Raw genomic sequence first — 14,935 nt, forward strand, 5'->3', positions numbered from 1 at the left:
AAGGAAACGTAAATGATTGCTGTAATTCTATCTGGTCACGGAGGGTTTGCTTCCGGTCTTGCCAAAGCGGTGTTTCAGGTTATTGGGGAGCAACCTCAATTTAAGTTTATCGACTTTCCAGAAGAGGCAACGACTCCGCAACTGGAAGTGTCAATGCGCGAGGCGATTAATGAAGTTGATTCTGGCGAAGGTATTGTTTTCTTGACTGATTTGTTGGGAGGTACACCTTTTCGTACCGCATCACTGATCAGTCAAGAGCGTGACGATGTCCAGGTTGTAACGGGAACAAACATGCAGATGGCGGCTGAGATGCTTTTGGAACGCGATGAACTCGATCTCGCTGAGTTTCGCGATCAAGCGCTGGCTTGCGGGCATCGTGGCATTACTTCGTTGAGTGCTGAAATGGCTGAGAAAGCCAAACATGTGGGAACGGTAGAAGAAGATGGCATCTGAACAAGATCGTGCAAGACATTCTTGCTACCGAGCTCAGCGTGTATTGCAAGGTGATAGATGGCTTGATGATGGGCTAATTCGCATCAACGAAAATGGGGTGATTGATTCTGTTGAGCCATTCAACTCTCATCAACATATTGATTTTATTGACTTAGGTGAGGTGAGCATACTACCCGGCCTGATTGACAGTCATGTGCATGGAGCCAAAGGCTGTGACGTTATGGATGCCGAGCATGACAGCCTCAATACGATGTCTCGCTATTTCGCGAGCTTGGGCGTTACCGCATTTGTTGCCACAACCGTAACCGCTCCTGTGGCAAAAATTCGTGCCGCGTTAAAGCAAGTTGCTGTGAGTAAACGACATGGCGTTGATGGTGCTGAGATCTTAGGTGCGTATCTAGAGGGACCTTATTTCACCGAGAAGAATCGCGGCGCGCACCCGACGACATGGTTTAGAGATTTATCGCTCGAAGAGTTGGAGCAGTGGATTTCTTATTGTGATGACCAGCTCGTCACCGTCGCACTGGCTCCAGAAAAAGACGGGGCAATCGATGCGATTCGTTACCTGAATAAACAGGGTATTAACGTGATGCTTGGGCATACCGATGCGAGTTACGACCAAGTGAAACAGGCGTTGGATGCTGGCGCAAATGGCATTGTCCACTGCTACAACGGCATGCGTGGTCTACATCACCGAGATCCAGGAGTCGTTGGGGCAGGGCTTATCCACCCTAATAGCTATGTCGAAATGATTGCCGATGGGCATCACGTTCACTCTGCTGCTATAGATGTCGCGCATCGCTGCTGTGGTCAACGCATGACGCTGATTACCGATGCTATGAGTGCGACAGGCATGCCTGATGGTCGCTACACGCTTGGTGAATACGAAGTGCAAATGAAAGGCGGCGTCGTTACTACAGAAAGTGGAAGTTTGGCAGGCAGCACTTTGACTTTGCCGCAAGCAGTTAAAAATATTCATAAATGGCTAAACATCCCACTAGAGCAAGCTTGGTTGATGGCATCGTTAACTCCGGCTCAATCGTTAGGTTTGCAACACCAATTAGGCACCCTAGAAGCCGGAAAGCGCGCATCTATGGTCGCTGTTAAATCAGATTTCTCAATTGTAAAAACTTGGGTCAATGGGCGTCTTGTGTTTGATGCATCCGTACCAAGTCAGGAGGCTTTATGTATCTAATTTCTTCCCGTGAAATGCTAAAACGTGCGCAACAAGCTGGTTATGCGGTGCCTGCATTTAATATTCATAACTTAGAGACGGTCCAAGTCATTGTTGAAACCGCTTCAGAGATGGGCTCTCCAGTGATTCTCGCAGGCACGCCGGGAACTTTTGATTATGCGGGCACCGATTACCTGATCAGTATTTGTAAAGAAGCTGCACATAAGCATTCAATCCCGTTAGTTCTTCATCTTGATCACCATGAAGACCTACAAGACATTTGTACTAAGGTCGATCACGGTATTCGTTCTGTAATGATTGATGGTTCGCATTATGCGTTTGATCAGAACATAGAGATTGTGCGCTCGGTGGTTCAATACTGTAACCGATTCGACGCAAGTGTCGAAGCTGAGTTAGGTCGTTTAGGCGGTCAAGAAGACGATCTGATTGTCGACGGTGCCGATGCACTAATGACCGACCCAGCTTCTGCCGCAGAGTTTGTTCGTCGTACAGGTATTGATTCGTTAGCTGTGGCAATTGGCACAGCTCATGGCTTGTATAAAGCGGAGCCTAAACTCGACTTTAACCGCTTAGATAAAATCCGTGGTGTTGTCGATATTCCGTTAGTACTGCATGGCGCATCAGGTGTTCCTGATGAAATGGTTCGTCGTTGTATTGACCTTGGTGTGTGCAAGGTGAACGTGGCGACTGAGCTGAAGATCGCGTTCTCAAATGCGGTCAAACAACATTTTGCGCATCACCCTGACGCAAACGACCCTCGTAAATACATCACGCCTGGTAAAGCGGCGATGAAACAGGTGGTGATGGATAAGATCCATATGTGCGGAAGTGAAGGAAAGCTCTAGGGTCTGTTGACCCTAACAACTGATTATATTTGGTAAACTCCCCCCGATGACATGTTTACCTAGGTGCTAGGTCTTCTAGCACCTTTTTATCTTTATGGCATTTCAACCGTTATGATGTGGGTATTAAGCCCGATAGAACTTACTGTCGTTGAACACGTCACGATCACGTGGATCATTCGATAAGAACATCCATATCTCTTTCATGCTTTGTTCAAAGAATTCTTCCTCAAACACCACCATGGAACAATGTTCATTCAGCCTGATGACAAAAGATTCGAGTGCTTCAAAACCGATGTTTTCGATGTCATCAATATCGATAAAATAAAGTTTCTTATCAGTTTTTTGCGCGCTTTCTGCGGGCAATTTGCCTTTACCAAGAGCAGAGAAGTTGAGCTCTACCGTCAACCCCGTGCGGTTTTGCGTGAGCTCATAGACGTCTTCTGATTGCGTCACAACGCTGTAATTCAGATCATCAAAGTAGCTGAGCGTTTCTTGCTTCATTGGGTATAAGTCTTCCATAAATTGTGCGAGTGCAATCTTGCTCTATTCGCTTATAAGCCTTTTAAATACTGAGCATTAGCAGTAGGGTGAATCGCAACATTTAGAGCGTCTAGATTCTGCTCATTGTGTTCATCAAGCAGCGTTGAAAAAGCCTCTATTAGCTCAGGTTTGGTGATTGTGACTTTGGTTTCTGTCTGGATATCACGTAGGTCAATCAACACGTCTGTAAACAGTTGCGGCAAATCTTGCAGTACTTGCAGGTTCAGCACGTTATGTTCGCTGTAAATTGCGTTATGGCTGCCTTTTTGCTTTTGTACCACATATGGGTTGTCTTTGAGGTTGATGATTGATGTGCGTTTATCACAACGCTTCAAACAACCTTTGTTAACCTTGATTTTGCGGCAACCTTCGGTTTGTTGGAACAAACATTGGCGACTGGTTAAGAGCGTATTTGGGTGGTAAATGCTGTAGTAACTGCGCATGTGGTGTGGGCGTTTAATATGACGCATTTGCTTCATGTTCAGCTCGTTTGAGATAAATGCTCCGCGTGCCGCGAATTCTTCTTGCAAACACTTAAACGAGTATGAGTTCACCGTATTCATTTGTGGACCTGCAACCCAACCTAATCCAAGCTCTTGAGCGAGTAAGCCTACGCCAGAGTTGTTGGTGATCAGCAGCTCTGGTTGGATAATGTCTAAGAACTTGCGTGCAGCTTGGTAATCGTCACCAATCAAAATTGCAGGGAACCAAGGCTTCAACGCCGTGTTTTCTTGGAATAAGTCGACCATAGCGTTTAACTCGCTCGCCAATCCCATTGGTAGTTGAAAGTACACATCGACATCGCGATATTTGCACAGCGAAGCATCTTCTAGCGACGAAATCAGTACCGATAGTTTTGCTGCCCCTTCACGCTCTTGTGGCTGAGGTAGCGTCGGTAAACTTGGTACATCAATTGCGCCTTTTAAACTACTGCCTGAGCTTTGTGTAGCCGTGACGTCGAAGTTTTGAGTCTTCTCGGCGACTTTTTCAATGATTGCGGTTTTGTCGTCGTACAGCTTCTTCTTCACCGTTTGTACATCATCCGCGGATTCACATTTGTATATCTTTGAGAAGTGTTTCACCGCATGGTCGCGTGGGTTGTCGATGTACATCGCTTTACCGAAGTCGCCTTGCAAAAATGCGTTGGAGAAATCACGGTTGAATACGGTGTACAACTCTGTGGTGTCGCTCGACAGCTCTACGCCATCACATAAGCGATCAATCTGCTTACGCCAATTATCGACGACGGTGTAAACGTAGTGGGATTTCTTGATGCGACCTTCCACTTTCAATGAATACACACCTGCATCGGCAAGCGCTTCTAGATCGCCAAAAGCTGAGTTGTCTTTCATGTTGAGCGGGTAGCTGTTGCCTGTCTTGGTTGTCTCGTATTGCTCACGACAAGGCTGACTGCAGCGTCCACGGTTGCCCGATGCACCATTACGCGCTGAGCTAATGTAGCAAATGCCAGAGAAACCAATGCAGTAAGAGCCGTGAACGAACACTTCCATCATCACGTTGTGCTGACGACCGAACTGAGCTAGGTGTTTTATTTCATGGATATTGAGTTCACGAGAGAGGTTCACGCGGCTCGCTGTCAACTGATTGAGGAACAGAATCTGTCCTTCATTGTGAGTGTTGAGCTGGGTTGAAGCGTGTACATCTAACTCTGGGAAGTGGTTCTTGAGAATGTAAGCAAGACCAAGATCCTGCACGATTACGCCGTCAATCGCGGTGTTGTTCAACTGGCTAAGTAAGCGAACTATAGCAGGAATTTCGCTTTCCAGAATTAACACGTTCAACGTGAGGAAAATTTTACAATTGTGCTGATGCGCCAACTGTAATACGCCGTTCAAGTTATCTAAGGTGAGGTTGGTTGCGCGGTTACGTGCATTAAAGCGGTCAAGTCCGCAGTAGATGGCATCGGCACCTGCAGCAATGGCCGCTTTAATGGAATCTAAATCGCCACCTGGCGCTAATAACTCAAATTGATCGCGTGTCACTAGTTAACTCTTACTCAATAAAATAGGTTGCGTATTTTATGTGCTTCACAGTTTTAATGTTGGATTGATTAACGCTTTATTAATCTGAATCAATTATTGCCTGTTGGTCGGTCTATTGTGATTACGGGAAGTCATGACCTGAGTCCACATGCTCGCGAGTCGGTGACTTGGGTATATAATTTTTGGATATAGTAAAAATAAGGAATTGGCAGATGGTAAAAGTAATCACAGTTGGGTTGGTCGTTGCTCTGGCGTCATTTTCGACCCTAGCAGAAGAGAGTGTTATCCGCGTTGCAAGCCAACATTCGGTGCAAGATACAGCGAATAAATTTGTTCAGATTGCTCAGGGTAAAGGTTTTAATGTGTTTGCTCGCGTGAACCATCAAGAGAATGCGGCGAAGGTCGATATGACGCTACGACCAACAGAAGTGATCGTGTTTGGCAACCCAAAAGTAGGGACGCCATTGATGCAATGTGCACAAGAAGTGGCGATTGATTTACCGCAAAAAGTGCTGGTTTATGAGGATGCAGAAGGTAAGACATGGCTTGCTTACAACAACCCAATGTATCTAAAAGAGCGCCACGGTATTGAAGGGTGTGATGAAGTGCTGACGAAGGTGAGTGGTGTACTCAGTAAGCTAACCGGTGCAGCGGCAAAATAGTGCTTGAAGAATAGGGGCTTATCATCGCTATCTAAGCTTACGACGCTATCATCTACATTAATTTTGAAAACAAAAATCCCCGAGATATTGCTCGGGGATTTTATTTTTAGCTGCTGTTGAACGCTAAGACTAAGTTCGTCGTTTATTGCGTTTATACTGGCTGCGGCTTGGGCTGATAACGCCCAGGTTTGTGGTTCATCGCCAAGATCAAGTTGGTCGCCACAGCGCCAAGTACAGAAAGAGCAATCAAGTAAACATCAACGATAAACAGCGACATCACTACGATGGTGCAGTCCAGAGCCATTTGTACTTTACCTGCTCGAATACCAAAGCGTTCCTGAAGAAAAAGCGCCAAGATGTTGAAGCCACCTAAACTCATCTTGTGGCGGAAAATTACCAGCATGCCCATGCCAATCAAACCACCACCGAGTAGCGCTGCGTACACGGGCTCAATACGAGAAATCTCAATCACATGATGCAAATGGTCTACCGCAAAAGACACGATCGAAACCGCAATAAAAGTGTTGATGGTAAAACGCCAACCCATGCGCATCACAGAGAGAATGTAGAACGGCAGGTTCAGTGCGAAGAATATCTGACCAAAACTGAAGTCACTGACCTTGGTAAGGAAGATCGCCAAACCGGCCGTTCCGCCAGTGAGCAATCCCACCTTGCTGAAGAAGATAACCCCAAGTGACACCAACGCACTACCGAGCGTCAAGGCCAAGAGGTTTTCTCTAAGGCTATGATCTTTATCCATAAAAGTATTTTCCTTGGTTTTAAAGCCGTTTTAGCTGTAAGTACGAAACCAAAACGGATGCGGTTAGCAAAACGCCAACCAAATAGTGATAAATCGCTGAATAAAATGTCGTGAAAAGTGATTGATGTCGAGTTTTCGACCTAGATTGCGTGGGTGTTAACTGTTTAACAGACTTTACACATTAAGCTAGGGCATGTTGCTCTTTGTTGTACGTATTTTGTTCAACAGCGCATCGGCAACCACTTTACTACCTTTCCTTGCTTCCGCATTACAAGTCCGCTGCGCACCAGCACAAGAACTAACACGCCTTTAGCCAGCGTCTCTGATATCCAGGGTGAGTAGAGGTAAGTACCAAGCTGCAGAGCCGCAATATTATGTATCCAGCGCAACAGCAGGCTTGCGATAAACGGTCAAATAGCGCGCCCACTGACATCAGCGTTTGCTTAATAAACCTAAAAAACCTTGCCTAATAATGAAAGAAATTCCCCTTGCATGCGCGGTAGTCTGAACACTCATTCCCTGACTGTATCTGGAGGTGCTGATGACGGCCGACCAAACCTTTCTGAACAACCTGCTTCTCGAGTTGGGTAACACTTGGCAACTGGACTGCTTAGAGCTTGATAACTTTGGACGTTGTGCACTGCTGACTGAAGAAGGCATCGAGCTGGCAATCGATATGGCAGCGGGAAGCAACCACCTTCAGTTTCTTGCAGAATTAGGGGCTCTGTCGGAGGTGCAGAGAGAGCGTCACCTGACCCGTCTTCTTAAGCACAACTTTGAAAATCCCGTCTTGCGTCAGGCACACTACGCCCTGAGTCCGCAAGGCGATCAGGTTCTGCTGCGCTACCAGCACCCGATTGAAGGGTTGGAGCTGGAACTACTGGCGAACCTGCTTGGCAACTTTATAACCACAGCGACTGATGCCAGAAATGCTCTTCAAGCCCCTTTAAAGGAAGAGGCTAAAGCACCTTCTCTGTTTTGCGACGCGCACCTGTTAAAAGGTTAAGGAGTCATTATGCCGGTAACTAAACTTCTCAACACCTTGTTTAAAGGTGTCTCTCAGGTACATCAGAGTGCACCGAAACAGGCGCCGAAACTGGAAAAATCTAAATCAGAACTTCCGGGGGCTGCGCATTCAACACAGAGCATGAGTGAGCCGCTAAGCCAGAACCCTGTAGGTTTGCAGAGTGCGCCTCGCATCCATGATGAGGATCTCACGCCACTTGCCAAAGCTTTTAGCAGCGCACTGCAACAATACGTAGACAATAAACCGGAGAAGCATGGCGAGTTTCTGCGCGGATATTGTGAGATGGAAGAGATCAAGGGACGGATCACCATAGATGATCAGGAAAAAGTCAGGGTCATGAGACTGCCCCGCTCGCCGCAAAAACTGGCAGAAATGTTTAACCTGATGCTAGAGGGTCACTCAAGGTTCGGCTCTATGTATAAAGCGTTAACCCGACCTTTAGAGAGCAAAGACAATATTCTGGGCTCGTACCTGCGCCTTTCTCACGGCAAGGTAAAAGCCGCTAAAACACTGCCTGCCGAAGCGGTGACTAAAGCGGAGCAGACAACCAAAGCTAAGCCTCAGGAAACAAAAGCTGAAGCAGCGCCAAAAAACGCGCCGGCTCCTGCTGCCGAGCCACCGAAAACTGAGATTAAATTTACTTCCAGTGAACGTAATATGATCTCAGACGGTATCAACCAGATACTGTCCGACTACCTGCTCACTGGCAAGAAAGCGGCCTCACACCAGGAGAAACTGAAAACGCAACTGGAAAGCGGCGATCCCATGCTCAGCCGTTTCTTAAATGTGGCAAACGGCGAAATGAAGCTGAGTTGTCCTAAAGATCGCCAGGAGTTGAAAGGATTTCTCGAAGCGCTGCTTAAAGGTCACCGGGGCTTTGATACCCGTTTTTCTGCTGGCTCAAGCAGCCTGGTAAATCTGGTCAAAAAAGCGGTGCAGAGTGAAACTGGCGCACTGCGCCACTACCTGAAGTGGGACAGCAGCAACCGGCTGACAACTCGCGCGCCGAGTGATGAGGCGATTAAAGCCGCAGAAAAGGCCGAACAACAAAAGCTTCTGATACTTGAGAACCTTGAAAAAGCCGCGCTGACCAAAGAGATCAAACTCTCTCGGGATCAACAGCCCGCTTTGATGGCTCGGGTTAAACTCGCCCGTCATCTGCAGGTGCACGCCAGAACAAATTGGCCGGAGCTAGAGTTCCGCTCGGTCCCTATAACCAGAATGACCAGCGCCCCGCTGCACGGTGACGAATCACTAACGCAACTGCGGGATATGGTCAAAGCTGTCAGCGGAGAAAACCGCGGTCTTGCCGGAGAGATAGAACTCAACCTAGAGCAGTTGCCGATAACAGCAGAGATCAGAGAGAAAGGCCTTCCGGTTACCCGGCTTCCTGTTAAGCAGGCGCTGACAGAACTTAGAGATAAAGTCACCAACATGGAGAAGGCTTCTTCAAACTGGTTCACCCGGTTGTTGTTTAAACCACAGCATCAGGCGCTGAACGAGATCAAAGGTCGCCTGAACGAGCTGGATAATCTGCGTCAGCAGCTCACCGAGTATTGGCCCGGAATGCCTAATCAGATCTGGTTCAGCAGCTTTGTGGCCAGAGAGGTAGAAAGGCTGAGTGATAAAATCATCCCAGAGCGTACGTTTGGTCCTATCCACCTGACCACACCCGAGCATAAAGCGTGGCAGGCTGTTAAGGCTGAGATGCTCACTAAGTAACTGACCCCCCTTGAGCGTGTTGAACTTTATATGGTCAGCACGCTCTACCTCTTCTTTCTAGCTCGGGCAACCTTCCCGAAATCTATACCCAGGTCACTTTCGCTGAACCATACACTCGGCTTTTCCAATACATTCACTGCCCCTTGGTACCGCACCAGTACTGTGTTGATGAGCTTTAACAATCCAGCCATCAGCACCCCCTCTCGTAATCTGAATTCCAGGCTAATTCATTGAATAAGCAGGTTAAAACACCTTTGTTGGACCAGTGATTGGAGTGACGATAAACAGCGCTCCACTCACTAAACGCTGCAGATAAATCACGCTAGGGAATACCTGTGTGAAGTCGGTATAGTCTTCGAAGGTCATTCTATGTTTGGGCTTGTTGTATACACGGTCGGTGCTCTTCATAAGCTGAAGTGGTTTTCCCCACCGCTTATCAGTTACATTAGTCTAGGCATGATTTGGAGTGTTTTTTGCTCATGATACCTCCTTACCATGCAGCTCAAAAAAACATCATGAAAGAACAACACACTTTAGGTGTACAGGGAAGGAACAAGGAAAAATCATGATTAAACAAGTGGGTAGTACGACAATTCAACCTTTGCATAAGCTTTCTTGTCATTGTGGAAAAGTGCAAATCGAACTGTCATTACCGAATGGAATCGAGAAGTCTCGACGCTGTGATTGTTCCATGTGCCGACGTCGCGGTGCGATTGTGGCATCGGTACCGTTGAACGGAATTCGTATCACTCAAGGTGAGGAAGTACTCAAGCTTTATCAGTTTAATACCAACACAGCTAAGCATTTCTTCTGTGGAGAATGTGGCATCTACACTCACCATCAGCGCCGCTCTAATCCGAGTGAATATGGCTATAACGTTGGCTGCTTAGAGGGCGTAAATCCGTATGAACTGGGAGAGATAGAGGTGATGGATGGCGTGAACCATCCATCAGACCGATAAGAATTATTCCGATGGATTAAGGCAGTTTAAGTGAACAAGCTGCCATTCATCCAAAGGTGCGCGGCAATACTCACTGCGTACCCAAGAGCAATCACTGGTGCCCATTTGAGATGCCCAAAGAAAGTATATTGCCCCCTCGCAGCGCCCATGAGAGCCACGCCAGCAGCAGAACCAATCGACAGTAAGCTACCGCCAACGCCTGCTGTTAGTGTCACCAACAACCAGTTACCCATCGACATGCTTGGGTCCATCGTTAACACAGCAAACATCACTGGAATGTTATCGACAATGGCAGAAAGTATCCCCACCATGACGTTCGCCCAGATTGGATTCCACTCGGTGTACATCACGTTGGAAACCAGTTCGAGATAGCCAAGCAAACTCAAACCGCCAACACACATCACTACGCCGTAGAAGAACAATAAGGTGTCCCACTCGGCGCGAGACACACGGTGGAAGACATCAAATGGTACAACAGAACCCAGACGTTTCAGCGCGTAGTCATCCCCGTTGGCAATCGCCATTGCGGCTTTTTTGGCAAGAGAATGTTTGAGTGTTTTTCGCAGGAAGTAGCCAAAAAATTGCAGATAAGCGAGCCCCATCATCATGCCGACCACTGGAGGGAAGTGTAAAACGGCGTGGAAGGAAACCGCTGTTGCAATGGTCAGGATAAACAAGCCAACGATACGTCTTGCACCACGTTTCAGTTCGATGTGCTCATGAACCGTATCTGGCTTTGTGTTTGGTACAAACAACGACATGATGAATGCAGGTATGACGTAGTTGATTAGAGAAGGTACAAACAACGGCATAAACTCAGCAAAGCTGACGTGTCCTGCCTGCCAAACCATCAGAGTCGTAATATCGCCAAATGGGCTGAATGCACCGCCAGCGTTTGCGGCAATGACGATGTTAATACAGGCAAGATTGACAAATCTTGGGTTATCGCCAGAAACTTTCATCACTACTGCACACATTAATAGCGCTGTGGTCAAGTTATCGGCAATAGGAGAAATCACAAATGCAAGACTACCTGTGAGCCAAAATAACTTTTTGAAATCAAAACCTTTGCCAACCATCCACGCTTGCAGTGCATCAAACAGTCTGCGTTCTTCCATCGCATTGATGTAGGTCATGGCCACTAATAGGAACAATAAAAGTTCAGCGTATTCCAAAAGGTTGTGTTCCAGTGCGGCTTTAGCAACGTCAGCTTGGTTGTGTTGGGCAAAGGTATAGCCAATTAAAATCCAGATTAATCCCGCGGCGAGCAGTACAGGCTTGGATTTTCGCATTTGTAGGTATTCTTCCAGCATTACCAGAATGTAGGCAATGGTGAAGAAAATCAGTGCGGCATAACCGACGGTGGAATTGACGAAGTTAAGTTCACTGGTCGCAGCTGCAAACGTGGAGCTAGAAAATATCAAACAGCAAAACGCGACAATTGGGTAGATTGGCATAGACATTTCTCCTTGTCTGACTGGAGAAATTTTAGCCACATATTAATAGGTTAAGTGTGAGTAAGCTCGAATTAACGGTAGGAGTTTTGAATTGATGTAGCTTGCGCCACTACTTTCTGAGTGACGCAATGCTCGCCGCGCCAAATAGGATTACTGCAGCGTATAAACCATAGGTTAACCAATGGCTAATTTCTAAAAAAGGAACGAGTCCCTGACCTGCCCACATACCGCCTCCGTTTAATGAGCATTTTGTTGATGTCGGATAAATCTAAAGTAAATGAACAATGTTTTTTGTGAGTGAAAGCAAATTACAAAGTATTAGAAATGATAATTTTGGTGAGTGAGAGAGAGCTCTCATTTTTATAAAGTCTGCACTAGCCAAAAAGTGGTAGTGCAGACCATACATAGTGCTGAATGGATTTAGCGCAGTAATAGTTTTTTCAGCGGCGTAGCTTCAATGCCTTTTACAAGTAACAGGGTTACCACAATGGTTGCTGGGTAAATAAAGGCGTCTTTAGCTAAGTTTTCTAGCCCTAATATACCTGCCATGTTCATCATGATGATGATCACCAGCAAATGACTCACGTAGATACCTAAAATGCTCGGTGACCACTTAAACACCCATGGCATATTGCCAAAGTTTGGATGGGCAAGAAGCCACATGAATACGCCTAAAGACCAGATCACAGTGCCAAATAAGAAGTCGTGTGAATTAAAAGCGATCTCGTCGTTCATCAAATAATAGGCTTCGGCAAAGTGCAGTGCCATACCAACCAAAATCAAGCGAATGGTGTTATTACGAGACCATTGCCACTGGTGTTGTCTCGCTAAGTAACCAAGCACAACCAACAATGTGCTGAAGAACGGACCATTGCGAGTAAAGAAGGGCGCTGGTAGCTCAGACAGTGTGATGTAACTGCCCGCGAGTACCCCATAGACGTACAACAATATTGCCGTCGGGAGCAGCAACTGCGCCATGCCAACACGAACCAGCAATGCAATGATAGCGACAGCAATCACAAGTGCAGGAATGAACCACAAATGAACTAAGCCGCCTTCTAACAGCGAGTTAATTGGGTTCGACATCAAGTAGCCCCAATAGCCTTGTCGCTCAGCGAGATAGCCTGCCTCCGCAACCACTTGCCAACGGAACGGCATTAACAGACAAATCGCACTCCAAACCAGCCATATCTTAAGCAAGGGCTTAGCGTAGTTTTTCAGTGTTTCAACGGGATTTGCGCTGAGTTTAGGCTGGATTAGATAACCGGAGATGAGGAAAAACAGTGGTACAGCAAAGCGAGCCAATTGGTTAAGCATATACCCAACCCAAGGTACCTCATCCCATTGCCAGTACGTGAGTGCCATTTGACAGTGAAGCCCAACGATCGCGAACATTGCGATGATGCGGGCGAACTCTAAACTGGCAATTTTCTTTGTGGTTGCCATAAATACTTACCTAAAAAAAGTGAAAAATCGCTGAGAAATTAACAGCTAATAGCTTGCTCATCGCGGTAAAAAATCAACTCATGTGCAATTGATAGTAACCAGTTTGTGAAATTCAGACCCATCTCAAATTTCGAAAATTCGTATTCATTGAGTTGCTCAATGTATTGCGATCGTGATTGTGTCAGAGGGTATACATTGGTTTGACCAGTAAACTTTATATTGTAAAAAAGTACGACCGTGCTAAAAAATGTATTTATGAAAAAAGGAAAAGTAACCAAAGAGCTGATACTGCAGCGTGCATTCCAACTGGCGAGTGAAAACGGGTTGGAAAGTCTCACTATAGGTGAGTTGGCGAAGCAGTGTGGTATGTCGAAAAGTGGCTTGTTTGCTCACTTCAATTCCAAGTTGAACCTTCAACTATCGGTGTTGGAGTTTGCCAATCAAGTATTCGCAGAGCGGGTTATTGCGCCTGCGCGTGAGTTGGGTGACAGCAATATCGAACGTAAAGTACGCGGTCTGTTGGACACTTGGATGACGTGGAATCACTCTTTTCAAGGTAGCTGTATGTTCCTTGATGCTTGGAACGACACCGCAGAAGAAGGCTGTGCGTTGCAAGCTGCATTACGTAAATCGATTGATACTTGGCTGAATTATCTCGAAATTCAAATCAAGAAAGGCAAAGAGAACCAAGAGTTTGTCGCCGATTTAGATACGCGACAAGCGACCTTTGATTTATACGGGCAGTATTTAAGTGCGCACGTGTTTTATTCGATTAAAGGGCAAGAAGAGAGCCAGAGATTGTTTTGGCAAGGCATCGATAATTTATTTATTCGATGGAAGCGCTAGCCCCGCTGTAACGGGCATAGTACGAGATTCATAATGAAGAGCGACATAGAGCGCTCTTTCTTATCAGTATAAAAAGCACGACCGTTCTATTTTGTGCAAAGCTGATAGTTAAGGAAAAGATCATGAGTGAGAAAATCTACTTCAATACTTCGCAGCGCTTCAGTGTTAAGCGTAGCTTGGTCAATATCAGTACGCGTTTGCACCATACGTTGGCACCGTCACATGCAAAAAAGACCGCGCGTAAGCTGTTGCTCACCCCAGCACGTACTCAGCCTAAAAATGCAGAGCCACAAGGGCTGATTAAAAGTGAAGTACAAGGTCATGCTGGTGCAATCAAAACTTATCAGCTTGGTAATGGTCCGGTATGGGTGCTGACTCACGGTTGGTCGGGGACAGCAAGTCAGTTCTATCCGTTGATGGAGCACATCGCCGCATCGGGTTACACCGCTTTGGCTTACGATCACCCTGCTCATGGTGAAAGTGATGGTCAGTATGGGCATATCCCGGGGTTTGTTCGTGGTCTAGAGGACGTGTTGGATTCTGTTGATGATGTTGCAGGTTTGGTGGGGCACAGTATGGGTACTGCGTCGGCGTTAGAATGTCGTCACAGCAAATTAGAAAACAAGCCATTGCTGTTGATTGCGCCTGTGCTTAACTACGTAGAAAACTTGTTTGGCAGCATTGCGCGTTCGGGTTATTCAATGAAGCTATTCAAAGCCGTGGTTTCGGAAGTGGAAGATCAGTTTGGTTACCCATTGCAATCCATTGACCCTGAAAAGCGTCTCGCTGAGCGAAAAGCAAAAACTATCATTGTTCATGATGAACAAGACAAATTCACCAAACACGGTGTATCTGCGAAAGCTGCTAATGAGATTGAGCGAGTCGAATTGGTGACGACGCAAGGGCAGGGTCATGGTCGCGTCATGAAGTGTGATGAGGTATTCCAGAGTTTTGACCGTTTAGTTGACGCTCGTTGATCGTAGCGATGGCGCTTGTGAATCAAAATCTAGAATAACAA

Annotated in this window: 15 protein-coding genes; 9 read left to right on the forward strand and 6 right to left on the reverse strand. The window is 46.5% G+C overall.

Annotation, left to right across the window (positions count from 1 at the left end):
- Positions 1 to 12: 12 nt before the first annotated feature.
- From agaF to QMY49_RS19680, 3 genes are read left to right on the forward strand one after another with little or no spacing between them, the layout of a single operon-like run.
- On the forward strand, positions 13 to 453 hold the full coding sequence (gene agaF, locus QMY49_RS19670) for a PTS galactosamine/N-acetylgalactosamine transporter subunit IIA (RefSeq protein WP_005448952.1): 441 nt from the start codon (positions 13 to 15) through the stop codon (positions 451 to 453).
- On the forward strand, positions 443 to 1,648 hold the full coding sequence (gene nagA, locus QMY49_RS19675; protein ID WP_050933253.1) for an N-acetylglucosamine-6-phosphate deacetylase: 1,206 nt from the start codon (positions 443 to 445) through the stop codon (positions 1,646 to 1,648). Before agaF ends, nagA begins: the two co-directional genes overlap by 11 nt.
- A complete protein-coding gene (locus QMY49_RS19680) occupies positions 1,639 to 2,493 on the forward strand; it encodes a tagatose bisphosphate family class II aldolase (protein ID WP_283316268.1) in 855 nt (284 codons plus the stop codon). Before nagA ends, QMY49_RS19680 begins: the two co-directional genes overlap by 10 nt.
- 123 nt (positions 2,494 to 2,616) lie before the next feature.
- Here the strand turns inward: QMY49_RS19680 and QMY49_RS19685 are convergent, their stop codons facing one another.
- Positions 2,617 to 3,012 (reverse strand): hypothetical protein, encoded by a 396-nt coding sequence (locus tag QMY49_RS19685; RefSeq protein WP_188014472.1) that lies wholly within the window; start codon positions 3,010 to 3,012, stop codon positions 2,617 to 2,619.
- Positions 3,013 to 3,044: 32 nt separating this feature from the next.
- Positions 3,045 to 5,036 carry a peptidase U32 family protein gene (locus tag QMY49_RS19690; protein WP_283316275.1) on the reverse strand — a complete coding sequence of 664 codons (1,992 nt, stop codon included), beginning with the start codon at positions 5,034 to 5,036 and terminating at the stop codon, positions 3,045 to 3,047.
- A gap of 212 nt (positions 5,037 to 5,248) precedes the next feature.
- On the opposite strand from QMY49_RS19690, the gene QMY49_RS19695 reads away from it, so the two are divergent.
- Positions 5,249 to 5,698: a DUF302 domain-containing protein gene (locus tag QMY49_RS19695; RefSeq protein WP_283316277.1), complete on the forward strand. Its 450-nt coding sequence runs from the start codon at positions 5,249 to 5,251 to the stop codon at positions 5,696 to 5,698.
- A gap of 151 nt (positions 5,699 to 5,849) precedes the next feature.
- On the opposite strand, the gene QMY49_RS19700 is transcribed toward QMY49_RS19695, so the two are convergent.
- Positions 5,850 to 6,458 (reverse strand): DUF6198 family protein, encoded by a 609-nt coding sequence (locus QMY49_RS19700; RefSeq protein ID WP_005448966.1) that lies wholly within the window; start codon positions 6,456 to 6,458, stop codon positions 5,850 to 5,852.
- A 541-nt stretch (positions 6,459 to 6,999) separates the two neighbouring features.
- Between QMY49_RS19700 and QMY49_RS19705 the strand changes: the two genes are divergently transcribed.
- Positions 7,000 to 7,464, forward strand: a complete 465-nt coding sequence (locus tag QMY49_RS19705; protein ID WP_009696607.1) for a CesT family type III secretion system chaperone — start codon at positions 7,000 to 7,002, stop codon at positions 7,462 to 7,464.
- Positions 7,465 to 7,473: 9 nt separating this feature from the next.
- The gene (locus tag QMY49_RS19710; protein WP_283316281.1) at positions 7,474 to 9,207 is read left to right on the forward strand and encodes a hypothetical protein; all 1,734 of its coding nucleotides are present in this window, start codon (positions 7,474 to 7,476) and stop codon (positions 9,205 to 9,207) included.
- A 243-nt stretch (positions 9,208 to 9,450) separates the two neighbouring features.
- Here the strand turns inward: QMY49_RS19710 and QMY49_RS19715 are convergent, their stop codons facing one another.
- A complete protein-coding gene (locus QMY49_RS19715) occupies positions 9,451 to 9,615 on the reverse strand; it encodes a hypothetical protein (protein ID WP_283316284.1) in 165 nt (54 codons plus the stop codon).
- 157 nt (positions 9,616 to 9,772) lie between these two features.
- Here QMY49_RS19715 and QMY49_RS19720 point away from each other — a divergent pair, with 157 nt between their 5' ends.
- Positions 9,773 to 10,168 (forward strand): GFA family protein, encoded by a 396-nt coding sequence (locus QMY49_RS19720; protein ID WP_053052555.1) that lies wholly within the window; start codon positions 9,773 to 9,775, stop codon positions 10,166 to 10,168.
- A 26-nt stretch (positions 10,169 to 10,194) separates the two neighbouring features.
- Here QMY49_RS19720 and nhaD read toward each other — a convergent pair whose 3' ends face one another.
- Together nhaD and QMY49_RS19730 are read right to left on the reverse strand one after the other, a co-directional pair.
- Positions 10,195 to 11,625: a sodium:proton antiporter NhaD gene (gene nhaD / locus QMY49_RS19725; protein WP_283316288.1), complete on the reverse strand. Its 1,431-nt coding sequence runs from the start codon at positions 11,623 to 11,625 to the stop codon at positions 10,195 to 10,197.
- 420 nt (positions 11,626 to 12,045) lie between these two features.
- The gene (locus QMY49_RS19730; RefSeq protein ID WP_038898446.1) at positions 12,046 to 13,071 is read right to left on the reverse strand and encodes an acyltransferase; all 1,026 of its coding nucleotides are present in this window, start codon (positions 13,069 to 13,071) and stop codon (positions 12,046 to 12,048) included.
- A gap of 255 nt (positions 13,072 to 13,326) precedes the next feature.
- On the opposite strand from QMY49_RS19730, the gene QMY49_RS19735 reads away from it, so the two are divergent.
- Both QMY49_RS19735 and QMY49_RS19740 read left to right on the forward strand, forming a co-directional pair.
- Positions 13,327 to 13,917, forward strand: a complete 591-nt coding sequence (locus tag QMY49_RS19735; protein ID WP_005448982.1) for a TetR/AcrR family transcriptional regulator — start codon at positions 13,327 to 13,329, stop codon at positions 13,915 to 13,917.
- A gap of 122 nt (positions 13,918 to 14,039) precedes the next feature.
- Complete coding sequence (locus QMY49_RS19740) at positions 14,040 to 14,894, forward strand: alpha/beta fold hydrolase (RefSeq protein WP_017818347.1); 855 nt, start codon at positions 14,040 to 14,042, stop codon at positions 14,892 to 14,894.
- Positions 14,895 to 14,935: the final 41 nt, after the last annotated feature.

Origin of the sequence: Vibrio harveyi, from assembly GCF_030060435.1 — a bacterium.
Classification (GTDB): Bacteria; Pseudomonadota; Gammaproteobacteria; order Enterobacterales; family Vibrionaceae; genus Vibrio; species Vibrio harveyi.